Source organism: Halomonas sp. hl-4 (genome assembly GCF_900215475.1).
GTDB lineage: Bacteria > Pseudomonadota > Gammaproteobacteria > Pseudomonadales > Halomonadaceae > Vreelandella.
The window spans coordinates 401,122-426,349 of sequence record NZ_LT907845.1; the positions used below are offsets into that span (position 1 = coordinate 401,122).

Below are 25,228 nucleotides of genomic sequence, written 5' to 3' on the forward strand. Positions count from 1 at the left end.
CGACTCCTGGGTAAGACGGTGACAACGGCCTAATGATAAGCTATGCCCACGCTTGGACACACAGCTAACAGCTTACCGGAGAGGAGTTTTGTATGTCGATTTCAGCCCAGCGGGTGGTCACCCTGCATTATCGTTTGAAAGACGTTCTGAGCGATGGTGGCGAGCAACTGCTGGATGATTCCCAGGCGCGGGATAAACCGCTTGAGTATTTGCACGGTCACGACAATATTTTGCCGGGGCTTGAGCAGGCTTTGGAAGGCCAGGAAGCAGGCGCCGAGCTTGGCGTGACGCTTGCCCCGGCGGACGCTTACGGGGTTTATAGCGAGGCGTTGGTGCAAACGGTAAGCCGGGCCTCGTTTGGCAGCGCCGAGCTTAGCGTTGGCGACCGTTTTCAAACCGAAGGTGAAGCCGGACCCCAGGTCGTTACCGTGCTCAACGTAGACGGAGACAGCGTGACCGTGGATACCAATCACCCGCTGGCAGGCCACACGTTGCGCTATCAGGTTAAGGTGTTGACCATACGCGAGGCGACTCGGGCAGAGCTTGCCAAAGGCCATCCACTGCCGCCGGGCACCGAACCCAGCAAGGTAGAAGATCGCAAAGTGCTTTAGCAACCGTTGATTGGCTAGCCAGCGCTGACTGGTTTACAGTTTGCTCTGTGAACGTGGGGGGATAAAACAGGAGATACCGCCGGATGCAACTTGCCTTATTGATGGGATTTTTGCTGGCGGCGGTAGCCCCGCTGCTGCATCGATGGTTCGGTGGGCACACGGCGCGAGTCATGGCGGCGTATCCCGCCTTTCTGGCCGTCTGGTTGCTGGGCCTGGCACCCGAGATATTGGCCGGTGAGTCGCTGCTGCTGGAGTGGGCGTGGGTGCCAGGGCTCGATATCAGCCTGACCTTCTTCATCGATGGGCTATCTTGGCTGTTCGCGATGCTGATCACCGTGATCGGCACTCTGGTGCTGGTCTACTCGGGGGAGTACCTGCGCGGCCATCGCGATCTTGCCCGTTTCCTGGTGGTTATCACCGCCTTCATGATGTCGATGCTGGGCCTGGTGCTTGCCGACAATCTGGTGACGCTGTTCGTCTTCTGGGAACTCACCAGTATCACTTCATATCTGCTAATCGGTTTCAACCACACCGACCCGGAAGCCAGAAAGTCGGCGTTGCAGGGGCTGTTCGTTACCGCGGGCGGGGGCTTGGCCCTGCTTGCCGGCTTCGCCATGCTGGGGGTGGCCGGCGATAGCTGGTCACTCGTCGAGCTCAACACCCAAGGGGAGGCGCTGCGCGAGCATGCCCTCTACTTGCCGCTGCTGGTTTGCGTGCTGCTGGGAGCCTTCACCAAATCGGCCCAGTTTCCTTTCCATTTCTGGTTGCCCAATGCCATGGCCGCGCCCACGCCGGTCTCCGCTTATCTGCACTCGGCGACCATGGTCAAGGCTGGCGTCTACCTGCTGGCGCGCCTGCATCCCGCGCTGGGCGGCACCGAGCTTTGGGTGATCACTCTGTCGCTGGTGGGTGCCCTGACCATGGCCACCGGGGCCTTCCTGGCCATCCAGCACACCAACATCAAGAAGTTGCTGGCCTATTCCACGGTGATGGCGCTGGGCACGCTGACCATGCTGTTGGGCATTGGCACCGAGTATGCCCTGACCGCCTTCGTGGTATTCCTGCTTGCCCACTCGCTCTACAAAGGCGCGCTGTTCATGGTCGCTGGCATCCTCGACCACGAGACCGGCACCAAGGATGTCACCGCCATGGGCGGTTTACGCCCGCTGATGCCACGCACCGCCGTGGTAGCGGCGGTGGCCGCGGTGTCACTGGCCGGCTTGCCGCCGTTGCTGGGCTTCCTGGGCAAGGAGTTAATGTTCGAGTCGGTGCTTGAGGCCGAGGCATGGCGCTGGTTGATCTTACTGTTGGCCTTCACTGCGGCCTTCCTGACGCTGGCGGTGGCGGCCATCGTGGTGCTGCGCCCCTTTGCAGGGGAGCGTCGCAAAACGCCCAAATCGCCCCATGACCCACCCCTGGTTATGCTGTTTGGGCCTGCGCTGTTGGCCGGGTTATCGCTGGTCTTCGGTCTGGCCCCGAGCCTGCTGGACGACTTGGTATCGGCCACCGCCTCTGGGGTCAGTGCCAGCGAAGTGTCGGCGCATCTGGCACTGTGGCACGGGGTTAATCTTCCGTTGGTGCTGTCACTAGTCAGCCTCGCCCTGGGTATTCTGGTATTCCGCCGCTGGGATTGGGTGCGCGCCGTCCTGGCACGGCTGGATCCGCTCATGGCCCGGGGCCCGGAAGCCGGCTATGAGGCCATGATGCGTGGCCTGGTGTCGGTCGCAGAATGGCAGACGCGGATACTGCAGAACGGCTATATCCGCAACTATCTAGTGATGACGCTGCTAGTACTGTTGGGCCTGGTGGGACATGCGCTGTTCTTCCGACACTCGCCAAGTTTTCCCTTCTCGGTGGACGCCTATTTCCATGAGGTGGTGACGGCTGGCCTGATGGTGGCCGGGGCGGTGGCGGCCTGTGTTATGCGCTCTCGCCTGGCCGCGGTGGCCGCGGTGGGCATCATGGGCTTTTCCATCGCCCTGACCTTCGTGCTGTTTAGCGCGCCGGACCTGGCTATCACTCAACTGCTGGTGGAGACCCTGACGGTCATTCTGCTGGTCTTGGTGCTATTTCGCCTGCCGCGCTTCGCCACTTTTTCCACCACGCTGGAGCGCCTACGAGATTTGGTGGTGGCCTGCCTGATGGGCACCATGGTCACCTTGCTGATGCTCTCGGTGCTGGGCGGCGAGCGGCTGCCGAGGATCTCTGACTACATGGTGGAGAACAGCCAGCCGTTGGGCCATGGCCACAACATCGTCAACGTCATCCTGGTGGACTTCCGGGCGCTGGACACCCTGGGGGAGATGTTCGTGTTGGCCCTCGCGGCCATCGGGGTCTATGCCATGATGCGCTTTCACGCCGTGGAATACGACGCCAAGCCCTCGGCCCCGCCGGAGAGATACGATGATTAGACCGGGCACCCTGATCCTCAGCGTCGCCGCGCGGCTGCTGCTGCCGTTGCAGTTGCTGTTCTCGCTGTTCCTGCTGCTGCGTGGCCATGACGAGCCGGGAGGCGGATTCATCGCCGGCCTGGTGGCGTCGGGGGCCTTCGCGCTCTACCTCTTTGCCTTCGGGCCTCGGGCGATGCACGCCATGCTCAAGGTCTCGCCGCGTGATCTGATCGGCATGGGCCTGCTTTTAGGGGTGCTATCGACATTGCCTGCCTGGTGGGTCGGCGATCCCTTCTTTACCTCCCAGTGGTGGACCATCCCGATTATCGACTTCAAGGCTTCGACGCCGCTGATCTTCGACATCGGTGTCTACTTGGTGGTGCTGGGCTCGGTGCTCACCGCTATCACCGCCCTGACCAAGACCGACCACGAGGATAAACCCGACAAGGAGGAGGTAACATGGAACCCTTGATGGCTGTGACCATTGGCATCCTGTTCGCCGCCGCCATCTACATGATGCTGCGCCGTTCCATCGTCAAGCTGGTGATCGGCCTGATGTTGCTCTCCAACGCCGCCAACCTGTTGATTTTCGTCACCGCAGGGATGACCCGCGGGGCGCCGCCGCTGGTGCCCCTGGGCATGAGCGCCCCCGAGGGGGCGGTCGCCGACCCGCTGCCCCAGGCCTTGGTGCTCACCGCCATCGTTATTGCCTTCGGCGTGCTGTCTTTCGCGGTGGTACTGGTGCGGCGTGCCTGGGAGATCGTTCGCGCCGATGACCTCGATAAGATGAAGGATACCGACACGTGATGCCTCAGATCGCGCTGCCAATCCTGATCCCGTTGTTGGCTGGTGCCGTTTCGCTGATGTTCTGGCGTTCCCGCGGCATGCAACGCTTCGTCGCCGTGGTCGGTACCGGTAGCCTGCTGCTCACCGCCATTTGGTTGCTCGCCACGGTGAATCGCGACGGCATCCTGGTGATGCACATGGGCGATTGGCAGGCACCCTTCGGCATTAGCCTGGTGGCCGATCTGTTGGGCGCCATCATGGTGTTGCTCACCGGCATCATCGGCTTCGCTGTGGCGCTTTATTCCCTAGCCACTACCAGTCGAGGCCACGAGGCCTATGGCTACTTTCCGCTGATGCATCTGCTGTTGGCTGGAGTGGCCGGTGCTTTCCTCACCGGCGACATCTTTAACCTCTACGTCTGGTTCGAAGTGATGCTGGTGGCTTCCTTCGCGCTGCTGATCCTCGGTAGCGAGAAGGCGCAGATGGAGGGCGCGATCAAGTACGTGACCCTCAATCTGCTTTCCTCGGTGATCTTCCTGGTTGCCGTGGGCCTGCTCTACGGTATGGTCGGCACCCTCAACATGGCGGACATCGCCCGGCGCCTCGCCACGCTGGAAGATACTGGCATGATTGATGTACTGGCGATGATGTTCATGGTCGCTTTCGGCATCAAGGCGGCGGCTTTCCCGCTGTTCTTCTGGCTGCCGGCCTCCTACCATACGCCGCCGGTGGCGGTCTCGGCGCTGTTCGCCGGGTTGCTCACCAAGGTGGGGGTTTACGCGCTGTACCGGGTGTTCACGCTGATCTTTAACCAGAACCCCGGCTATACCCATGAGATACTGCTATGGGGTGCGGGGCTGACCATGCTCTCCGGGGTGCTCGGCGCGGCAGCCCAGTACGAGTTCCGGCGCATTCTGTCGTTCCACATCGTCAGCCAGATTGGCTACATGATCCTGGGCCTTGCGTTGTTCACGCCCTTGGCGATCATCGGCGGGGTCTTCTACATCATGCACCACATCATTGTGAAGACTAACCTCTTCTTGGTCAGCGGTATTGTGCGTCGCTTGCGCGGGACCTACCAGCTCAAGCAATTGGGGGGGCTGTATCGCAGCCATCCCTGGCTGGCCGTGCTGTTCCTGATCCCGGCCTTATCGCTTGCCGGGGTGCCGCCGTTGTCCGGCTTCTTCGCCAAGTTCATCGTCATCCGCGCGGGCGTCGAGGCCGAAGCCTGGGGCGTGACTTTCATCGCCTTGTTGGTCGGCTTGCTGACCCTCTATTCGATGATCAAGATTTGGGTCGAAGTGTTCTGGAAGGATGCCCCGGAGGAAGGCGAGGTCGATCCCTATCCGCCGGTTGGCCAGCGTGAGATGTGGCTGATGACTGCGCCGGTAGTGGGGCTGGCGCTGTGCACGCTGCTCATCGGTCTAAACGCTGAACCCATCTATTCCCTGGCCGAGGCCTCGGCGACCGAGCTGCTCGATCCGTCTCGCTACATCGAGGCGGTGCTGGGCGAAGGCGAGGAGGTGATACCATGATCGGTGCTGCCTGGAACCTGCTGCTGGGTTTCGCCTGGGTGGTGCTTACCGGCGACTTCAGCGGAGGCAACCTGCTTGCGGGCCTGCTTTTCGGCTATCTGGTGCTGGCGTTGATCCAGCCCCAGGTGCCGGCCCTGGCCGGCCATGCCCAGCGCCTGCCGCGGCTGATTCTGTTCATCGGCTTCTTCCTCAAGGAATTGGTGCTGGCCAACTTCAAGGTGGCCTTCGATATTATCACGCCGCCCTGGTACATGAAGCCGGGTGTGATCGCCATGCCGCTCAAGGCGAGCAGCGAGTTCGAGATCGCCTTCGTCGCCAACCTCATCTCGTTGACGCCGGGAACCTTGAGCCTGGACGTCTCCGACGACCGCCGGGTGCTCTACATCCACGCCATGTTTCTCGACGACGAGGATGAGCTGCGCCGCGGCCTGGCCGAGCTCGAGCGCCGGGCCCTGGAGCTGTTCCATTGAGCGTTCTGCTGAGATTGCCATTGAGAGGAGGTGAGCCGTGTCGACTGTCATTCAACTGAGCCTGGCGCTTATGTGTATTGCCTTGTGCCTAGCCTTCGTGCGCCTGTTCAAGGGCCCCAGCCTGCCCGACCGGGTGGTGGCTCTCGAGCTCTTCTCGTCGATCTTGGTCGGCACCATCGGCCTGGTGGCCATCGCCACCAACGTGCCCAGCCTGCTGGACGTGGCCATCGTCATGGCGCTGATGGCCTTCATGGCGGCCATCGGCTTCGCGCGCTTCCTGGAACAAGGAGGGCCCCGCGATGATTGAACTGATCAAGGGCGGGCTGATACTGGTTGGCTCCATCTTCATGTTCCTGGCCGCTCTGGGTCTGGTGCGCATGCCTGACCTGCTGACGCGCATGCATGCCACCACCAAGGCGGCGACCCTGGGCGCTACTCTGATCATGCTGGCGGTGGCCCTGCACTTCGCCGAGGTGGCGGTGGTCGCACGCGCCTTTGGGGTAATCTTCTTCATCATGATGACCGCTCCCGTTGCTGCCCATGTGATTGGCAGGGCAGGCTATTTTGTAGGGACGCACCTGTGGAGCGGCACGATCAAGGACGAGTTGAGACCCAATTACGACCCTTTGACCCATGAATTGAAAAGTGGCCTCGAAACCCAGGAAAACGCCAAACATCATCCCCGTGAGACCGACCCGGATTAAGCCTGTCAGGCCACTAACGCTCGATAGTTTAACGAGTTAATAGCCGTTGAAGATTAAATTAATTTAGGAAATGGTGCAGCTGAATCATCGTTAACTATTCGGACGCCATTGCTATGGCTGCTGCCGATAAAGCGTCTGGCTCAGATGTTATCTCCGATTGTTGCTGACACTGTCAATTTGCACTTTGCAGGGTGCTAACGCACTGCATTTTTTAAGTTTTCCATTTTAACGCCAGTGATCGCGCCAGGTATGTAATACCCGCTCGGGATACCAGGTTTCGCCTAAACTGCCGTTGTAACGTGCCAGCGCTCGGGTGAAGTCACCCTGCTCTACGGCGAGGTAGTGGGCCAGGATGGTACAGCCGTAGCGCAGATTACGCGTTGGCTGGCTCAGGTCATCCATTGGCAAGCCCAGCTCTTCTACCCAAAACGGCATGATCTGCATCAAACCCACGGCCCCAGCCGACGACACGGCGTCAGCGTTGAATGCGCTTTCTACATGGATTAAGGCCAGCACCACCTCGGGCGGCAGTCCGGCAAGGCGGGCTTCTTGATATACCTGGGTTAATAGCTCTCGGCGCTTGGCTGGGTCGCTGATGAACGTGGCCAATGGTGCATCCATGCGCTTACGCCATTGGCGCATCAGCCACTGTTGTTGAGGTGTTTGTTGGCGCTGGTGGGTATCGGCCAATGTGGGGCGAAGTGACGTAGGCAGCGATTCGGCCTGCGTTACCGGAATAAGCAAAAAGGCGCTGGCGACCAAATAGCCCGCTATTAACTGTCGCACCAGGGCATTTGCTGCCCTGGCGCGGCAGGTGGGGCTGTTACGGGGTGGTGGGCGCAAGACCGGCTTTTTCGCGCAAAAACTCAATGATCTGCTCGGCTGGCACCATGGTCGCGTCGCTGTCCCGGCGGCCCTTGTACTCCAGTTCGCCGTTGTCCAGGCTGCGGTCGCCAATGACCAGGCGATGCGGTACGCCCATCAGCTCCAGATCAGCAAATTTAACGCCCGGGCGCGTGTCGCGGTCATCCAGCAACACATCAAGCCCTGCATTGCTCAGCGCTTGGTAGAGGCGCTCGGACTCTTCGCGTACGCGTTGTGATTTGTGCGCGTTCATCGGTACCAGGGCAACGTGGAAAGGCGCCAGGGCATTGGGCCAGATAATCCCAGCCGCGTCGTGGTTCTGCTCGATGGCAGCGGCAACCACGCGGGTAACGCCAATACCGTAGCAACCCATCCACGGATGACTGGTTTTGCCGTTATCGCCTAATACGTTGGCGTTCATGGCTTCGGAGTACTTTTTACCGAGTTGGAAAACGTGACCGACTTCAATGCCACGTTTGATCATCAGTGTGCCTTTACCGTCGGGAGAGGGGTCACCCTCGACTACTTTACGTAGGTCTGCGATGGTCGGCAGTGGCGCATCGCGCTCCCAGTTGATGCCGAAATAGTGTTTGTCCTCAATGTTGGCGCCGGCGCCGAAGTCGCTCATTAGTGCGACGCTTCGGTCGATAATGATGGGTAGCTTCAGTCCTACCGGGCCAAGCGAGCCGGGACCTGCGCCAATGGCCGCGCGAATTTCCTCTTCAGTGGCCATGGTCAGCGGGGTGGCAACCTGGGGCAGGTTTTCCGCTTTAACTTCATTGAGTTCGTGGTCACCGCGCACCAGTAAGGCGATCAGGTCATCATCCGTACCCTTGACGATAAGCGTTTTAACGGTCTTCTCGATGGCCAGGCCGAACTGCTGGACCAGTGCCGCGATGGTTTTGGCGTCGGGGGTGTCGACCAGCCGCATGTCTTCCTGGGGCGCGGCCCGGGTGGCTTCGCTGCCCAGCGGCGCCGGCAAGGCTTCGGCTTTTTCGATGTTGGCGGCGTAGTCCGAGGCGTTGGAGAAGACAATATCGTCTTCCCCTGAGTCGGCCAGCACGTGGAATTCATGCGAGCCCGTACCGCCAATCGAGCCGTTGTCAGCAATCACCGGCCGGAAGTCTAGACCCAGGCGGGTAAAGATACGCGTGTAGGCATCGTACATTGCCTGGTAGGTGTCTTTTAAAGAGGCTTCGTCCAGGTGAAACGAATAGGCATCTTTCATGATGAATTCCCGCGAGCGCATCACTCCAAAGCGCGGGCGAATCTCGTCGCGGAACTTGGTCTGAATCTGGTAGAAATTGACCGGCAGCTGTTTGTAGCTGGCGATCTCTTTACGTACCAGGTCGGTAATCACCTCTTCGTGGGTAGGGCCCACACAGTAATCGCGTGCGTGGCGATCTTTTAGGCGTAAAAGCTCAGGACCGTACTGTTCCCAACGACCTGACTCCTGCCATAGCTCTGCGGGTTGCACGGCGGGCATCAACACTTCTTGGGCACCGGCGCGATTCATCTCCTCGCGTACGATGGTTTCCACTTTACGCAGCGTGCGCAACCCCATCGGCAACCAGGTGTACAGACCCGAAGTGAGGCGGCGGATCATGCCCGCGCGCAGCATGAGTTGGTGGCTGATCACCTCGGCGTCTGCCGGGGTTTCTTTTAAGGTGGCAATGAGTAGTTGGCTGGCGCGCATGGGCGAGAGCATTCCTTGGTGAAGGGGTGGACCCGTTATCGTTCGTGAGGGCATTGTAAGGCCAAGCGAGTAAGGCGGCAAAACTGTCCGACTCGAAGAGCGCTGACGTTATAGTTGGGTATGCTAAACTCGTCGCGTTTTAACCCTACATAAAACGATTATTAACGGGGAGACCTGCATGCAACGCACAGTCAATCATTGGTTAAAAGGGGCCGTCATCGGCGCGGCGGTAATTGCTATTAGCGGCTGCGGGACGATTTTTCATCCAGAACGCAAAGGCCAGTTGGGCGGCGATATTGACCCTGCCATAGCAGTAGCCAATGGCGTTGGGCTACTTTTTTTCATCGTGCCGGGCGTGATCGCCTACGCTGTGGATTTTTCTAACGGCACGATCTATCTACCCAGTCAGACAAGCAGTGACATCGATATGCAATCTCTGGATGAAAATATTGATGTCGCTGCGCTTGAAAAACTGCTTTCCGAGCGAGTGGGGGAGCCGGTCACGCTAGACAGCGAGCTGGTAAAGGTTGAAGAAGTGGAAAGCTTGGATGAAGCCTTGGCGATGGTGCGCATGTCGGGTGTCAGAGACCAGGATCGTATAGCCACCATGTAAGATGCCCTACCTGCCTATGCGTACTGAGAAGGGTTGGGAACTGTTGGAAAGCGCGGCGGATGTGCTTCCATGAAGGCATGGCAGGCGCGGAGTACTCGGACGTCATCGAACTTACCGCCCGCTAGTTGAAAACCCACCGGCAGCCCGTTGTCAGTGAACCCGCAGGGCACCGAGGCGGCGGGTTGCTGGCTGAGGTTGAAAGGATACGAGAAGGGAGCCCACTCTTCCCAGTCGCGCATATCGCGGCCCGGAGGAACTTCCTGGTTGACCTCAAACGGCAAGACGGCCACTGATGGGGTCATGATCAGGTGATACTGCTGGTTAAAATGCTCGAGCCGCTGGGTTAGCAAGGCCCTGTGCGAAAGTGCCCGAAAGAGGTCAAGCGCGGACCATGCTTCGGCTTCGCGTGCATTGGCTACCATGCCGGGGTCCAGCTGTTCGCGCTGCGCTTGATTCATCTGTCGCCACTGGTCCAGCGAGGCGGTGAACCAAATCTTACGAAAGGTATCCAGCGGCGATGAGAATCCGGGGTCCACTTCGACGATTTCGGCACCCAATGCTTCCATCTTCTGGGCGGCTTCTTTTACCCGGCTGGCGATTTGGGGATCAACGTTGGCATAGCCCAGGTTAGCCGAATAGCCAATGCGTAACCCCTCAAGGCCCTTGTCAAGGTCGGCCCCCCAGCAGTCAGGCTGACCCCGGGTCGCGTAGGGGTCGCGGTAGTCGTAGCGGCCCATCACATTGAGCATGCTGACCGCATCGCGTACCGAACGCGTTAACGGACCCAGATGTGAAAGGCTCGGTTCCTTGGCTGGCGGCCACTGAGGTGTCCAACCGAAGGTGGGCTTAAAGCCGAAAACGCCGGTGAAGGCGGCGGGAATGCGGATAGAGCCACCTGAGTCACCTCCCTGATGCAACACCCCCATATTGAGTGCCGCGGCCGCCGCGGCGCCGCCTGATGAACCGCCGGGGGTAAGACGCGTATCCCAGGGGTTGTGGGTGGCACCAAAAACGCGGTTATCGGTGACGGCTTTCCAACCAAATTCGGGCGTATTGGTTTTGCCGAGAATTATGGCGCCGGCTTCGCGAAGCATTCGCGCAGGTGGCGCATCGGTGTCGCGCAGCGCTGTGGATGAGGTTAATGAACCCGAACGGCAGGGCATACCTGCCACCTCGGTTAAATCCTTGATCGATACCGGAATACCATCAATGGGGCTGAGCGGTTTACCTTGCCCCCAGCGCCGAGCCGAGGCTTTCGCGGCTTGCTCTGCACCTTCTGGATCAACGTAAACATAGGCGTTAACTGTGTCGTTAAAACGATCAATGCGCGCCAGAGCGGCACGGGTAGCGTCTAAGGGGGATGCTTGGCGTGTTTCGAAGAGTTGCTTGAGAGTTTGCACATCTAACGTACCGAGGTCCGTATCACTCATCTCACTCTCCTTGTTGACGGTCGCGTTGAGCGGCGATCCATCAGGCTGGATTTATGGCTTTCTAAGCGTAGGTAAGCAAGCCAGGCTATGCCAATCAGCGCTGTTCTTTTGTGACCTCATTTATTAATGCCGGTGGCGTTGCGGTGGGGGCCGATAAGTAGCGCTGGAAGATTTCCGGTTCATCGGTAATCGCGCTGGCAGCGCCCCACGCCCACAGCGGTTGAAAGGCAACAGGGTTATTGGGCGTGTAGCAAAGTAGCGAGTAGCCCGCCTGTTGAATGGCGTCAGCCTGAGCACGCTTGAGGCGTGACCAGTTTGCATGAAGACTGAAAGCATCGATTTCACCGCATTGCGTCTGCCAGCCTTTGGGCAGGCGGTTGACCAGCATGCCCAGCGCCAAGTTGTCTGCCGTGGCGAAGGTGCGGCTATGGCGTAGCGCCGTTTGATCAAAAGATGACAGGACAAACCGTTCGGCGGGCAGCGCTTCGAGCACCACCGGCAGCACACGTTCGACCAGAGCGATGGGGTCGTGGCCGCGGTTCACTTTGAGTTCAAGGTTGATGCTCATATCCAGCTCGTTAACCAGTGCTAGCATGGCCTCCAGACTGGCCATTTTTTCGCCTGCAAAGGCGGCTGAAAACCAGCGTCCTACGTCCAAGTCTTGGGTCTGTTTCCAACTCAGGTGACGTAATTTTCCGCGCCCGTCTGAACAGCGGTTAATATCCACGTCGTGCCAGATAACGGGGGTTCCATCGCCTAAAAGCTGCACGTCGAGTTCGACCCAACTGACGCCAACGTGATGGGCCGCACGCACCGCTGAGAGGGTATTCTCTGGGGCGGCGGCGGAGTAGCCGCGATGGGCAATTAGCGTGGGCAGCGAAATTTCAGGATGCATTGTCAACGTTCCGTTAGCCGTCGGCGTTAAATTCTGGACGAGTCTAGCATGGGCGTTGTGACAACTGCGTTGCGCTGGCGGTCCGATAGCGTTAGCTTGCTTACCTGAGTCTGAACATTATCCAATAAAAAGGAGCTTCCCGTGTCCCAGGAACATGTGTCTCAACGAATTCAGTTTGCTCACACTGGCGGTTCTGAGGTGCTGGAGTTAGTCGAAGTGACTCCCACCGTGCCCGCTGCCGGTGAAGTACGCATTGCGAATAAGGCCGTGGGCCTTAATTTTATTGATATCTATTTTCGTACCGGGCTTTATCCAGCACCGTCCCTGCCCTCTGGCCTGGGCACTGAAGGGGCGGGTATCGTCGATGCAGTAGGAGAAGGCGTTACCCATCTGAAAAAGGGTGACCGAGTGGCCTATGCCCAGGGCCCTCTAGGTGCCTACGCTGAGTCGCATACGCTGCCTGCGTCGAAAGTCGTCAAACTACCGGACTTTATTGATTTTGAAACGGCAGCGGCCAGCATGCTGAAAGGGTTAACGGTGCAGTATTTGCTACGCCAAACCTACGAGCTAAAAGGGGGCGAAACGATTTTGTTCCATGCCGCTGCCGGCGGTGTGGGCTCGATTGCCTGCCAGTGGGCGAAAGCGCTGGGCGTTAAGCTAATTGGCACTGTTAGTTCAAAAGAAAAAGCCGATTTAGCCATGGCCAACGGCGCGTGGGCGACTATTAATTACACGGAAGAAAATGTGGTAGAGCGGGTACGCGAGCTAACCGATGGCGCCATGTGTGACGTGGTTTACGATTCGGTAGGTAAAGACACTTGGGAAATGTCGTTGGACTGTCTAAAGCCACGGGCGCTGATGGTCAGCTTTGGTAATTCGTCTGGACCAGTGGACGGGGTGAATATCGGCATTCTCAACCAGAAGGGCGCGCTGTTTGTGACCCGTCCGAGCCTTAACGGCTATGCCGATACCCGTGAGCGCTTGGAAATGATGTGTGAAGAGTTCTTTGCCATGATTGAAAGTGGCAAGGTTAAAATAGATATCGCTAATCGTTATCCGTTAGCAGAGGCGGGTAAGGCCCAAGACGCTCTGCAGAGCCGCAAAACCACCGGTTCGACCATTCTACTGCCCTAAGCTTGCGGAAATGCCCGCTGCGAAAAGCAGCGGGCAACGCCCCGCGTTTATTGCGTTAGGACACGTCTACGTACGCCCCCATGTGGCGCATGCGCGTCTCGAAACTGACGACATTATCGACCAGATGGTCGGGCCCAAACGCCACGCATTCAGCCAATATCGCCTCGCTTAAGGTAATGGCCGCAAGGATCGAAGGGAAGAAATGCGGCGTAGCATTAGCAACGGTGAACGTAATAAGCGCGCCGGGTACCAGCGGTGAGCGAAGGGTGTCGGTTATCGCGATAGCCTGAACGCCGTTACGGCGGGTGACCTCCAGTGCTTTAACGGTTTCTGCGCAATAGGGCTCAAAACCAAACACCACGACCAAGTCTTGCTCGTTGAAACGATCCAGTTCGGTTAAAAGCCCGCCTTCCAAACCTCGAATTAGCGTGATATTAGGCATGGCGATGCGCCCTACATAGGCAAAGTGATAGGCACACGCAAACGTATCCCTAAATCCCACCACGGCGATATTGCGTGCCGCCAGCATTTGCTGGGCCGCATCGCGCACGCGTGCCTGATTATCCGCAGTAAATAAGCGGCCGATATTATCGAATGCGGCATCGCCCACATTTACAAACAGTTGATCATCGGGTTGGTGAGCCTGGTGACGTAGCTGGCTAGCGCGTCCGGAGAGCTCCACAGGTGGTGTCTGTACCGCCGATTGAAACACCTCGCGAAACGGTTCATAGCTTTCAAACCCAAGCCGCTTGGCCAGGCGCACTAACGTTGAAGGGGTGACCTGCGCAATTCCGGCCGTTTTACGGATCGACTGAAACGCCATTTCGAGTGGGTGTTCCATCACGTAGCTTGCCGCCTGTTTTAACTGCGGGCTTAACGTGGGATAAAGCTCCGCAAGCCTTTGATTAATAGAACCTAAGGGGGAGGAGGGCGGCGTAATCGATTCTCGGTTTTGACCAGTCATGTAAGGCTCCAGCGCATTCAGATGAGCAGTGTAACCCATGTAATTTGGTTGGTACATTTGTGTCTTTTTTATTTTTTAAAGAAATAATCGTGTTGACTGAAGCGGGTGGTACCTCTAGCATTGGGAATGATACATACGTTGCTTTTTAATATAAATTTGAAACGTATGTGCTTTTTCGCCGCCTTCTTTATCTAACAGGTAACCTGACCGTGATGACCTCAACCCTTGATTTGCCTTCCTATGAAACGCTGTTGGTCATTCAGCAAGGATATGTCCTGACGGTACGCCTCAACCGTCCTGAGCGGCTTAATGCGGTGGTTGAGGCGCTTTATCAAGACTTGCTCCACGTTTTGGCGATTGCCCAGCAAACGCGGGAGGTGCGTGCCGTGGTGCTCACCGGTGAGGGACGCGCGTTCTGTGTTGGCGCCGATATGAAAGCCCACGGTGGTGCCGCAAGAACGCTCTATCAGCGCCGCGAATATCTGCAGTTAGCCAATGACGTAGCGGACGCCATCGCCCAGCTCAGCAAACCGGTTATTGCTGCGTTGAACGGCTATGCCCTAGGCGCGGGCGCCGAGATGGCGGTGGCCTGCGATTTTATTCTAATGGCGGATGACGCCCCGATTGGCTTCCCGGAAACCAGCATTGGCACCTGCGTGGGCGGCGGTGTTTCAAAATGGTTACCCCAGTTGGTGGGGTTGGGACAGGCCCGTCGCCTGCTGTATACCGGTGAAAAGATAACAGGCGCCGAGGCTACCCGACTTGGGTTGGCGCTTGCTCATTACCCGCTTGATCAATTGATGCATGAAGCCACTGCGTTGGCGTCCCAACTCGCTGAGCGCGCGCCGGTATCCATGGCGATGTTAAAACCGTTGATCAATCGCGCGGCGCATACCGATATGCCAAGCCAACTGCAGCAAGAGCTGGATGCTGTTTTTACCTGTTCAACCACCGAGGATTGGCAGGAAGGGGTGAATGCGTTTGCTGAAAAGCGAGTGCCCCAGTTCCAAGGTCGCTAATCGCTTAGCCACTTTTTAGCTGGTGGGAGCCGGCATTTTTATTCATTTCGACAGGTAATCACATGCAATCTATCGAAGGTCACCTTCCTTCACGTAGCCCCCTCCACGTGGTGCTGGCCCCTGAGGGAATCGCGGTGGTGGGGGCTTCATCTGACCCCACCAAACGGGGTTATAAAGCTATGGTTGGTCTCGTTAAGGGCGGCTATCGTGGTGATATTTATCCGGTGAATCCCAAAGCCAAGGCTATTTTAGGCGTTAATGCTTGGTCGTCTATCAGCGCTATACCGGGAACACCGTCATTGGCGCTGATATGCACGCCGGCGGCGACGGTACCCGATCTAATTGCCGAGTGCGGCCGTCGAGGTATCAAGGGCGCGGTGGTATTAGCTAGCGGCTTTAGCGAAACCGGTGAGGCGGGGGCAGAGTTAGAAGCACAAATGATGGCTAATGCCCGTGCGCATGGCGTGCGCATCATTGGGCCAAATACATCAGGGCTATTTAATCTTCACCACAATGTCAATTTGCTGGCGCTTGAAAACCTCAAGCCCGGTGATATTGGTATTGTTTCCCAGTCAGGCAATATGCTGCTTTCGCTAGCGTTGGAGGCCCAGCATAACGGCCAGGTTGGGTTTAGTAGCTACATGGGCCCTGGCAACCAAACCGATCTCGGCTTTAACGACTATCTTCGCTATTTGGGTGAAGATGAGCACACGCGAGTCGCCACCCTATATGTAGAAGGCTTTAGAGACGGGCGTAAATTTCTTGACGTAGCCCGAGCGGTTACGGCCATGAAGCCGGTGGTGGTCTATAAGTCGGGCTCTACCGAGCAAGGCCAAAAAGCGGCAAGCTCGCATACTGGTGCGCTGGCAGGCAGCTATCAGATGACCGTTGACTTGCTACGCCAAGCCGGGGTGAGCGTAGTGCAATACTCCGATGAAATTCTGCCAGTCGCCGAAGGGCTAGGTCGCTTACAAAAAGCAGCGGGCAAACGCGTTGCGGTGATTGCGGACGGCGGTGGCCAAGCCACTATTGCGGCAGATCGACTGGCGGAGGCAGGACTAACGCTGGCGGCGCTCTCCCCTGACACCCAGGCGAAACTCAAGACACTGCTGTTACCCCAGGCGTCGTCCGTCAACCCTGTGGATGTGGCAGGCTCCTCAGACGCGAATCCCTCACTCTTGGCCCAATGTATGGAAGTGGTGGCGGCCGATGCGAACGTCGACAGTGTTTTTCTAGTGGGGATGTTTGGCGGCTATAGCCTGCGCTTTGCCGAGTCGCTATTGGGTGACGAAATGCGCGGCGCTGAATCCATGGTCGAACTTGCTCATGCGACCCAAAAGCCGCTAGTCATCTACAGCCTTTATGCACCGATTAAGCCCCCTCCACTACGGCGTTTGCACGAGGCAGGCTTACCCATTTACGCCTCAATCGAACATGCCGTGAGGGTGCTGGCGGCGCTTGGCGAGCGTGGTGAATACCTGGCGCGTGGCGCCGCCCAACCCGCTACTCGGCCGATGCAGGCCTCTCCTAACGGGCAGGCGCTGTTAGCGACCGCAAGACAACAAAAGCGAGACTTGCTCGAGTTCGAAGCCAAGGCACTGCTTGCCGAGCATTGTATCCATGTGCCCGACGAGCGGCGGGTGCAAAGCGCCAATGAGTTAGCGGATGTCGCACGGCACTTTGGCCATCACCCCCTGGCAATGAAAGTGGTGTCCAAGGATATTTTGCACAAATCAGATGCTGGCGGGGTGCAACTGAATCTGGTTGGCGAAGCCGCATTACGCGATGCCTATAAAACCATCATGGGTAACGCCCAGCGTTACGATCCAAGTGCCCAACTCGACGGGGTGTTAGTCACGCCCATGGTAGAGAAAGGGGTGGAGGTCATCATTGGTATGCTGCGGGATCCGGTCTTTGGCCCGGTCCTTATGTTTGGCCTGGGCGGCGTGTTCGTTGAGGTGTGGGAGGACGTGGCGTTTCGTTCCCTGCCAATTACCCAAGCCGATGCCGAATCTATGGTGAATCAAATCAAGGCGCAAAAAGTATTGGAAGGGGTCCGCGGTGCTCCGGCTGTCAATAAGCAGGCGCTAGTATTGTTATTGATGCGTATTTCAAAGCTGGTGGACGCCTACCCGAGTATTCGTGAGCTAGATTTAAACCCGGTAATGGCGTATCCAGAAAGCCACCCCCATGGTTATGCCATTGTGGATGCTCGAATCATTGTGGAGCGAGAAGAATGAGTCAATCGTTACCGACACTGACAGATGCTATCTTAACGCTTGAAGAGCGGGTGGCCACACTCACCTTGAATCGTCACGACGTTCGTAATGCGCTCACCGGCACCGCGTTGGTTGATGACATTGTCACCACCGCGCACTGGGTCAACCGCACAAGCGACGTCTCGGTGCTGGTGATCACCGGTGTTGGATCGGCATTCTGCGCAGGCGGCAACGTCAAAGATATGGCCGAACGTCGCGGCGACTTCGCTGGCGACGCTGCGGAAGTGGCTGAACGCTATCGCCGCGGAATCCAGCGAATGCCACTTGCGCTCAGCGAAGTAGAAGTGCCTGTCATCGCAGCGGTCAATGGGCCAGCGATAGGGGCTGGGTTTGACCTAGCGAATATGGCGGATTTACGGATCGCGTCACGTCAGGCTAAATTTGGCGAAACCTTCCTCAACCTGGGCATTGTTCCCGGAGATGGGGGAGCATGGTTTATGCAGCGACAGATAGGCTATCAGCGTGCTTTTGAGCTAACGTTATCCGGGCGAGTGATCGACGCCCAGGAAGCCCTGGATTATGGCGTTGTGCTGGAAGTGGTCGAGCCGGATGCCCTGATGAAGAGAGTCATGGAACATGCCGCGCGCATTGCCGCTCAGCCGCCTAAGGCCACACGGCTAACGAAACGCTTGATGAAAATGGCCCCGGATATGGAGTTAAAAGCGTTTCTGGACGTGTGCGCCGCATTTCAAGGCATGTGCCATAACGAACCCGAGCACCTTGACGCTGTTCAGAACATGCTGGCGCGTATGAAAACTTAACGACATAAACGTTTTCTTCGTTTTAATTAATGACCTTCCAATGCCTGGCTTTGCCAGGTTTTTTGCTATTAGGTGGCTTCATCAAAAGCAATACGTGTGTATGGTAAATGTATAATGTTGATCGGCTGCATCGCAGCATCTGATTTACAGTGAAGCGGGCGTTTCACGAAGGTGGCGGCGCCGGTGGCTCATAGGGAGGTGACGTAACAATGGCAATTGAGGATCTGGGACTAACGCCTAGCACCCTAGTGTTTATGGTTTTAGGGCTAACATTGGCCGCCTTTGTATGGGGGCGCTTTCGCTATGATCTGGTGGCGCTCGCCGCGCTATTGGGGTCAGTCATGCTTGGGTTGGTGCCCGCAAACGATGCCTTTCTGGGCTTTGGCCATCCTGCAGTGATCACGGTGGCCGCCGTTTTGGTGCTAAGCCGAGGGTTCGAACGCTCCGGTTTAGTCGATATTATCGCCGAGCAGGTACTCAAGGTCGGCGAACGGTTGATCCTTCAATTGCTGGTGTTGGTGGGCACTGTCGTGGTGCTCTCTGGAATAATGAATAATGTAGGGGCGTTGGCGTTACTCCTGCCTGTGGCCATGCGTTTGGCGCGTGAACACAATACCTCACCTTCACTATTGCTGATGCCGCTGGCATTTGGCTCGTTGTTGGGTGGGTTAATTACGCTGATAGGCACGCCGCCGAATATCATTATCTCAAGCTACCGGGCTGACGTGTCCGATGGCAATTTCGGCATGTTTAGTTTTGCCCCTGTGGGCATTGTGGTGGCGTTGGCTGGCCTTGCGTTTATCGTGCTTATCGGCTGGCGGTTTACGCCGAAGCGTAGTGGTCAAGCATCCGCAGCGGATATGTTCGACACGGCCAACTACTTGGTGGAGCTTAAAGTCAGCGATGATTCCAAGGCCAAAGGGTTAACGCTGCAACAGCTTCGCGATGAACTGGAAGATCCCATCCCGGTTTTGGCCGTGGTACGTGACGATAACCGCCAAGCGGGTTATTCATTCCACGGTATGCTTCAGGCAGGGGATATCCTGCTTTTAGAAGCCGGGCCGGATGAGCTGAAGCTGCTTGAGGATAAAGCAGGTCTTAGCGCCGTTGCCGAACCTGAGCAAGACGAGGAAGAGGACGGGGAGTCAATAGATGAAGATCGCGACTCAACGGAAGACGACAGCGAGCCCGAGGCGCACCCTCCGGTGGATACCGAAGGGCTTCAACTGGTGGAAGTGGTGGTGCGCAATGATTCGATGATGATCAACCGCAGCGTACGCCAATTACGTCTTAATCATCAGTTTGGCTTGCACCTGGTGGCCGTGGCCAGGGATGGCACACGTCTTAAACAGCGGCTGCGTGATATCCGTTTTAAGAATGGCGATATATTGCTGCTGCAGGGCGAGGAAAATGAAATTGCCGAAAGCCTTCCGACACTGGGCTGCTTGCCGCTGGCGAGTCGTGATTTGAACCTTGGTAAGCCGCGCAAGCTGCTGTTTTCTCTAGCGATTTTTGCGGCTGCGATTGTTGTGATGTTATTGGATTTATTACCCGCCGCGGTGGCATTGAGTAGCGCGGCATTGATTTCACTGCTGATTGGTGTATTGCCACTGCGCGAGGCCTACCAGTCGATTGATGGGCCTGTGATAGTACTGTTAGGTGCCATGATCCCGGTAGGGGAAGCACTGGAAACCAGCGGCGGGGCGGATTTAATTGCCCAAGCGCTGTTGCACTGGGGGACTGACTGGCCGGTGGTAGTAACGATGGTTGGGCTGTTTATTCTCTCCATGCTGCTTTCTAACGTCGTCAATAACGCTGCGGCGGCGCTGTTAATGGCACCCATTGCTGTGAGCCTTGCCAACGGCTTTGATGTGTCGCTTGACCCCTTTTTAATGATCGTTGCAGTGAGTGCTTCCTGTGCCTTCTTAACGCCGATTGGCCACCAGTCAAACACCCTTGTGCTCGGCCCCGGGGGGTATCAGTTTGGCGATTATTGGAAACTGGGCTTGCCGCTTTCGGTTGTCGTGCTGGTGGTGTCGATACCAATGATTCTGTGGGTTTGGCCGCTGTCGGGGTAACGCGTACAGAGTACTAGCACGAGACGATGAGGTGTGATCAATCAGCGTTATTTGATGAAAATTTTGCTACGCTTATGTTCTAAAGCGAACAAATAACGTTACGGGCTAGCTTATGAATCAACAGTTTCGTCAAGATGCGATTATTGAGCTGGTCCGCCAGCATGGCTACATGAGCATTGAGCAACTCACCGACCATTTTGCCGTAACGCCGCAAACCATTCGTCGAGACCTTAATACGTTGGCTAACGACGGCCGTGTGAGACGCGTCCATGGTGGTGTAGGGATTGAGTCAAGTACGGTGAATACGGCTTACAGCACGCGTAAAACCATGCATCTGGAAGAAAAAGAACGCATTGCCCGCTGTTTAGCCGAGCATATTCCGAACGATGCCTCGCTGTTTATTAACATTGGTACCAGTAACGAGGTGATCGCTCAGGCACTTTTAGATCACCAGGGACTGGAGATAATTACCAATAATCTCAACGTTGCCGCGATACTGCAGCATAAGGAAGACTTCACGGTGATTATCGCGGGGGGGCAGGTGCGCTCACGCGATGGGGGGATTATTGGCGAGGCGGCCATCGACTTTATCAATCAGTTTAAGGTCGACTACGGCATTATCGGGATCAGCGGCATCGACGAAGACGGTTCTTTACTAGAATTTGACTATCAGGAAGTCCGCGTTGCCCAGGCGATAATCGCCAATTCACGGCGTGTTTATCTGGCCGCCGATTACTCCAAATTTCACCGTAACCCGGTGGTTCGTCAGGGTAATATTGCCCAACTGGATGCATTATTTACCGACCGTAAACCGCCCGAGGCCATTCAGCGTTTGCTTACTCAGCACGATGTCGCGTTACACCTTGCCTGAATCGGCGAGTCGTTAGGGTTTTCATACTTGAGCATTGGTGGCGGCTGGCGTAGCCTAGGATGATAATAAAACGAAAGTAATCATACAAAATCGAAAGAACCAACAACAAAGCGAACTTGTTATGTCCTCTTTTATACTTGCCATTGATCAAGGTACGACCAGTTCCCGCGCGATTCTCTTTGACCGTGAAGGCCAAGTCGCCGCGGTCGCGCAGCAGGAGTTTACCCAGCACTATCCCCATGATGGCTGGATTGAACACGACCCTGAAGATATTTGGGAGACTGTTGTCGCCACTTGCCGAGACGTCGTCAAAAAAGCGGCGATCAAGGTAAACCAAATTGCCGGGGTGGGCATCACCAATCAGCGTGAAACCACCATCGTATGGGATCAGCACTCTGGGAAACCGGTTTATAACGCCATTGTTTGGCAGGACCGGCGTACGTCATCGCTCTGTGAGCAGCTTCGCGCTGAGGGCCACACTGAGCGTGTTCAAGCCAAGACTGGCCTGCTGATCGACCCGTATTTTTCCGCTACCAAGCTGGCATGGATATTAGACAACGTCGAAGGCACCCGTGCGCGGGCAGAAAAAGGTGAACTGCTATTTGGGACGGTTGATAGCTTTCTGATCTGGCGTTTAACCGGTGGCCGTCATCACGTGACAGACGCCACCAATGCGTCGCGTACGGCCTTGTTCAATATCCATGAGCAATGCTGGGACGACGAGCTACTTGATTTGTTCGATATACCCGCGTCGATGCTCCCCGAGGTGAAAGACTCAAGCGATGATTTCGGCACAATGGACACTCGCTGGTTGGGTGCCGAGCTGCCCATTGCCGGTGTGGCTGGCGACCAACAAGCCGCGCTGGTTGGCCAAGCGTGTTTTCAGCCGGGAATGGGGAAAAGCACCTATGGCACTGGGTGCTTTATGATCGTCAACACTGGCGAGACACCCTCTTTGTCGCGTAATCGGCTACTGACCACGATCGGTTATCGACTTAATGGCAAGCCCACTTATGCCATGGAAGGCAGTATCTTTGTAGCCGGTGCCACCGTGCAGTGGTTGCGCGATGGCCTGAATTTATTTGCAGATGCAGCGGAAACCGAAGCGCTTGCCCGTAAAACGCGTAGCGGGCACAGCGTTTATTTAGTCCCTGCGTTTACTGGCTTGGGCGCACCGCACTGGGATCCTAAAGCCCGCGGGGCGATTTTTGGCCTAACCCGCGACACCGGGATCGCGGAAATTGTCGCCGCCGGCCTTCAGGCGGTTTGTTACCAGACGCGTGATCTTCAACACTGCATGAATGACGACATGGAAGCGCCGCCCGGCAACTTGCGTGTCGATGGCGGCATGGTCAAGAACAACTGGGTCATGCAGTTTCTGGCCGATATGCTGAACGTGCAGGTGGATCGTCCAACAATTCTGGAAACTACCGCCCTGGGAGCCGCCTACCTGGCAGGTCTGCGACTAGGTTGGTATGAAACGCTTGATGATATTGAGCAGCTGTGGCGCTGTGAGCGTAGCTTCACGCCCAGCATGGAAGAAGCGACTCGCGATCAGCTTTATCAGGGGTGGCTAGACGCCGTCTCCCGTGTGCGCTCTGTGGATTAACGCTTGCCTATACGCCGCTATCGCCGTTAAGGGGTAGCGGCCAGCTATAATAAACCGCTTGCCTGTATTAGCCCTTCGTCGACTGGCGTCAATGTCTCCATGGCGTATACTTCCTTCCGCTTATCTAGGCCATTCGGCCTTATTTCCTGCCTGATCAGCGCACTTTGCGCCAGCGCCGTACCTTCTATGAAATTCTACAACACTCTTTGCGTCTATTTGCCGTGGATGTAGTCAAGCTACAACGCCGGCTGCGGCCAACGATGCATTGTGAGCTTTACGGCAGTGCACCATAGTGAAGTCATGGATCAGGGCGGTGTTTCGTTATCCCGATATGCCCTCCTGACCACTGCTACATTTGATGCGCTTTTGAATTATCCGGGCGCTTGAAGCGAAGGTCTTGTAACGCTTGTGACCCTATCGCAGTCACCGAACTGGACACTTATCCGGTCCAGCATGAGTAGCAACGTCACCATTCGTCATTAACAAGATGGCTGCTTAACGACTAACGATAATAGTAAGCAGCGGATGACCATACCATGAGGGTTTAACCATGAACTGCATCGAATTAAGTCAACAAGCCGACCGTATCGCGAATACCTTTAGCAAACAGGATCTTGCCAAGTTAGTATTGGCGCTAAAGGGCCAGAGGGAGTCGCTTCAGCACGCGGTTGAGGTAATCGATACGATCGATAGTCGCGTAGGCTACACGCTCGAAGAAGCATGGGATGAGGTATTGGCAGGCGATTCCCAGCTGCTGGTTGAGGATGAAGAATAGCCCGTAACTTACGTGCATTTCCTTCCCCCCTGACGGTTTCCGTTAGGGGGGGTTTATTATGGGCTGATGTTCACGCAAAGCCGCCCGTTTATGAAGGCACTTTTTGCATGGGGGTATAGGGTTGGGCCGTATCGCGGTGCTGGGCAAAATAGTCCTCAAAGCGTTCTTCTGCTTTCTCGCCAAACAACACACGGCAAGCTTCTTTTAATCCCTTAGAATGACGTAGTTGCTCGTGGTGAACCACTAGCGATACTTTTGCCCGCCGGCGAAGAAAATCTTCAAGTTGGGTAATCATTTCATGGTCGCGTGCGTGGGCAAGCTCGCAGCGAATATACTCTGTGCCCTCAATTAGAATGTCGGCTTCCGCAGGGTCTTGACGGATTTTTTCCAGCATGGGCATTGCCTGCTCGGCGTAACGCCGCCAAAGGCGCGATGAAAGGGGCTCTGAAGACGTAGCAGCCGTCATCGCATCCAGGTTCATGCGTTTTGCCTGATCCATAAATTGCTGTTTCACCGCGTTGGCGGGTTCGCCATACCAGCGGAAGCCTTGATCGGGTAGCGCGATGCCGAGTTGTACAACAGCCTCGGCAATTTCATCCCCTACGTTCAAACAGTCGGTCAGCTTGCCGCCAAAAATACTGATGTGAGCACTGTCCTTATTGGTATCAATTACATGCTTGCGGGATAGCTGTAGGAAATCACGGTCGCTTTCTTCTTCGGCTTTAATCGCTAACGGCCGAACGCCACAGCGCGTCGAGATGATATCGGTTTGATCGAGTGGCTTGTCGAGTGTCAGGCGTTTATTGATGTTTTCCAGCACAAAGGCAATATCCTCGGCGGTGACCTCCACCTCGGGATGCTCCATGTGCGTATCGGTGGTGCCAATACAGGTCCGATTGCCCATGGGAATCACAAAGAACAAACGACCGTCGTCAGCGAAAAATGCCAACACACGCTGCGAATCTGTCAGCTGCGGCACAATTAGGTGTATGCCCTTTGAATACAGGTGTTGATGGGTGGTCTTTTGTCCTGTCATGGCATTGTGTTGATCCACCCACGGACCCGCTGCATTAATTAACACCTTGGCGCGAATATCAAATGACTGGCCGTCAATCACGTTACGAGCTTTGGTTACCCAATAATCGCCGTGGCGTTCGGCACCTAGGGACTCAACATAATTTGTGGCGATGGCACCGTAGTTAAGGGCATGGCGAACAAAATTAAATACAAATCGTGCGTCATTGTCGTGCAGGTAGGCATCGGAATACTCAAAGCCGCCAACGGACCCATCGATATCGATGATGGGCTCTTCTTGCTTGATTTTCTTGGGGGACAGTAAACGAGGGCGCTTGGTAAAACCATTCCCCATTAGCCAGTAAAGCCAGGTGCCCGCCCACAAATAGCGTGGTGAGTGGCGAAAACCTTTGGTGATCGTGGTCAGAAAACGAATCTCCTGAACCGTTGACGGGTAACTTTTAATTAAATGATTACGACTTTTACACAGTTTACGAACCAGTGCGAAGTCTTTGCTTTCCATATATTTGATGCCGCCCCAAACCAGGTTTGAAGAGTGCATGCTGGTGCTGCCTGCAAAGTCACCTCGGTCAATCAAGGCCACGTTGGCACCTTTGCCCGAAAGCGCGGCAGCGGTGGCGGCACCGTTAATGCCGCCGCCGATAATCAGTACATCGAAGGCTTCGCTGTGTAGTTTTTCTATATTACGGTTACGCAGTTTCATAGCGGA

At 56.4% G+C, this 25,228-nt stretch carries 23 protein-coding genes; 17 read left to right on the plus strand and 6 right to left on the minus strand.

Translation table 11 applies throughout. The annotated features are described in order from the left end of the window. Positions 1–92 precede the first annotated feature (92 nt). The 8 genes from CPH17_RS02065 (at position 93) to mnhG (ending at position 6,496) form a co-directional block, all read left to right on the plus strand. Positions 93–611, plus strand: coding sequence for an FKBP-type peptidyl-prolyl cis-trans isomerase (locus CPH17_RS02065; RefSeq protein ID WP_074396574.1), 519 nt, complete (start codon positions 93–95; stop codon positions 609–611). A gap of 83 nt (positions 612–694) precedes the next feature. Beyond that, entirely contained in the window at positions 695–3,022 is a 2,328-nt protein-coding gene (locus CPH17_RS02070; protein ID WP_096298117.1) for a putative monovalent cation/H+ antiporter subunit A, read from the plus strand. Beyond that, positions 3,015–3,473, plus strand: coding sequence for a Na+/H+ antiporter subunit B (locus CPH17_RS02075; RefSeq protein ID WP_074396572.1), 459 nt, complete (start codon positions 3,015–3,017; stop codon positions 3,471–3,473). Before CPH17_RS02070 ends, CPH17_RS02075 begins: the two co-directional genes overlap by 8 nt. Continuing rightward, the gene (locus tag CPH17_RS02080) at positions 3,461–3,808 is read left to right on the plus strand and encodes a Na+/H+ antiporter subunit C (protein ID WP_074396571.1); all 348 of its coding nucleotides are present in this window, start codon (positions 3,461–3,463) and stop codon (positions 3,806–3,808) included. The genes CPH17_RS02075 and CPH17_RS02080 overlap by 13 nt, the downstream gene beginning before the upstream one ends. After that, the gene (locus CPH17_RS02085) at positions 3,805–5,322 is read left to right on the plus strand and encodes a Na+/H+ antiporter subunit D (protein ID WP_096298119.1); all 1,518 of its coding nucleotides are present in this window, start codon (positions 3,805–3,807) and stop codon (positions 5,320–5,322) included. Before CPH17_RS02080 ends, CPH17_RS02085 begins: the two co-directional genes overlap by 4 nt. Next, positions 5,319–5,792: a Na+/H+ antiporter subunit E gene (locus CPH17_RS02090; RefSeq protein ID WP_074396569.1), complete on the plus strand. Its 474-nt coding sequence runs from the start codon at positions 5,319–5,321 to the stop codon at positions 5,790–5,792. Before CPH17_RS02085 ends, CPH17_RS02090 begins: the two co-directional genes overlap by 4 nt. 37 nt (positions 5,793–5,829) lie before the next feature. After that, a complete protein-coding gene (locus CPH17_RS02095) occupies positions 5,830–6,099 on the plus strand; it encodes a monovalent cation/H+ antiporter complex subunit F (protein WP_074396568.1) in 270 nt (89 codons plus the stop codon). After that, positions 6,092–6,496 carry a monovalent cation/H(+) antiporter subunit G gene (gene mnhG, locus CPH17_RS02100; protein ID WP_074396567.1) on the plus strand — a complete coding sequence of 135 codons (405 nt, stop codon included), beginning with the start codon at positions 6,092–6,094 and terminating at the stop codon, positions 6,494–6,496. The genes CPH17_RS02095 and mnhG overlap by 8 nt, the downstream gene beginning before the upstream one ends. Before the next feature lie 225 nt (positions 6,497–6,721). On the opposite strand, the gene CPH17_RS02105 is transcribed toward mnhG, so the two are convergent. Together CPH17_RS02105 and CPH17_RS02110 are read right to left on the minus strand one after the other, a co-directional pair. Continuing rightward, a complete protein-coding gene (locus CPH17_RS02105) occupies positions 6,722–7,258 on the minus strand; it encodes a transglycosylase SLT domain-containing protein (protein WP_441316767.1) in 537 nt (178 codons plus the stop codon). Positions 7,259–7,319: 61 nt separating this feature from the next. Next, positions 7,320–9,056, minus strand: a complete 1,737-nt coding sequence (locus CPH17_RS02110; protein WP_096298121.1) for a proline--tRNA ligase — start codon at positions 9,054–9,056, stop codon at positions 7,320–7,322. A gap of 178 nt (positions 9,057–9,234) precedes the next feature. On the opposite strand from CPH17_RS02110, the gene CPH17_RS02115 reads away from it, so the two are divergent. Then, positions 9,235–9,669: a hypothetical protein gene (locus CPH17_RS02115; RefSeq protein WP_096298123.1), complete on the plus strand. Its 435-nt coding sequence runs from the start codon at positions 9,235–9,237 to the stop codon at positions 9,667–9,669. Positions 9,670–9,683: 14 nt separating this feature from the next. Here CPH17_RS02115 and CPH17_RS02120 read toward each other — a convergent pair whose 3' ends face one another. Continuing rightward, the gene (locus CPH17_RS02120) at positions 9,684–11,099 is read right to left on the minus strand and encodes an amidase (RefSeq protein WP_096298125.1); all 1,416 of its coding nucleotides are present in this window, start codon (positions 11,097–11,099) and stop codon (positions 9,684–9,686) included. Positions 11,100–11,193: 94 nt separating this feature from the next. Beyond that, positions 11,194–11,994: a glycerophosphodiester phosphodiesterase family protein gene (locus CPH17_RS02125; protein WP_096298127.1), complete on the minus strand. Its 801-nt coding sequence runs from the start codon at positions 11,992–11,994 to the stop codon at positions 11,194–11,196. A gap of 156 nt (positions 11,995–12,150) precedes the next feature. Between CPH17_RS02125 and CPH17_RS02130 the strand changes: the two genes are divergently transcribed. Continuing rightward, positions 12,151–13,128, plus strand: coding sequence for an NADPH:quinone reductase (locus tag CPH17_RS02130; protein WP_074398501.1), 978 nt, complete (start codon positions 12,151–12,153; stop codon positions 13,126–13,128). A 55-nt stretch (positions 13,129–13,183) separates the two neighbouring features. On the opposite strand, the gene CPH17_RS02135 is transcribed toward CPH17_RS02130, so the two are convergent. Then, complete coding sequence (locus CPH17_RS02135) at positions 13,184–14,092, minus strand: MurR/RpiR family transcriptional regulator (protein ID WP_074396561.1); 909 nt, start codon at positions 14,090–14,092, stop codon at positions 13,184–13,186. Positions 14,093–14,304: 212 nt separating this feature from the next. Here CPH17_RS02135 and CPH17_RS02140 point away from each other — a divergent pair, with 212 nt between their 5' ends. From CPH17_RS02140 to CPH17_RS02170, 7 genes are all read left to right on the plus strand, one after another. Beyond that, positions 14,305–15,111, plus strand: coding sequence for an enoyl-CoA hydratase/isomerase family protein (locus CPH17_RS02140; RefSeq protein WP_096300878.1), 807 nt, complete (start codon positions 14,305–14,307; stop codon positions 15,109–15,111). A gap of 62 nt (positions 15,112–15,173) precedes the next feature. Further along, the gene (locus CPH17_RS02145) at positions 15,174–17,351 is read left to right on the plus strand and encodes an acetate--CoA ligase family protein (protein WP_096298129.1); all 2,178 of its coding nucleotides are present in this window, start codon (positions 15,174–15,176) and stop codon (positions 17,349–17,351) included. After that, positions 17,348–18,151: an enoyl-CoA hydratase-related protein gene (locus CPH17_RS02150; protein WP_074396558.1), complete on the plus strand. Its 804-nt coding sequence runs from the start codon at positions 17,348–17,350 to the stop codon at positions 18,149–18,151. Before CPH17_RS02145 ends, CPH17_RS02150 begins: the two co-directional genes overlap by 4 nt. A 209-nt stretch (positions 18,152–18,360) precedes the next feature. After that, entirely contained in the window at positions 18,361–20,229 is a 1,869-nt protein-coding gene (locus CPH17_RS02155) for an SLC13 family permease (protein WP_074396557.1), read from the plus strand. A gap of 112 nt (positions 20,230–20,341) precedes the next feature. Further along, positions 20,342–21,100 (plus strand): DeoR/GlpR family transcriptional regulator, encoded by a 759-nt coding sequence (locus CPH17_RS02160; protein WP_074396556.1) that lies wholly within the window; start codon positions 20,342–20,344, stop codon positions 21,098–21,100. Positions 21,101–21,221: 121 nt separating this feature from the next. Further along, a complete protein-coding gene (gene glpK, locus CPH17_RS02165; protein ID WP_074396555.1) occupies positions 21,222–22,709 on the plus strand; it encodes a glycerol kinase GlpK in 1,488 nt (495 codons plus the stop codon). 550 nt (positions 22,710–23,259) lie between these two features. Next, on the plus strand, positions 23,260–23,484 hold the full coding sequence (locus CPH17_RS02170; RefSeq protein ID WP_074396554.1) for a hypothetical protein: 225 nt from the start codon (positions 23,260–23,262) through the stop codon (positions 23,482–23,484). A gap of 88 nt (positions 23,485–23,572) precedes the next feature. On the opposite strand, the gene CPH17_RS02175 is transcribed toward CPH17_RS02170, so the two are convergent. Beyond that, positions 23,573–25,222 (minus strand): glycerol-3-phosphate dehydrogenase/oxidase, encoded by a 1,650-nt coding sequence (locus tag CPH17_RS02175; RefSeq protein ID WP_074396553.1) that lies wholly within the window; start codon positions 25,220–25,222, stop codon positions 23,573–23,575. Between the last annotated feature and the right edge of the window lie 6 nt (positions 25,223–25,228).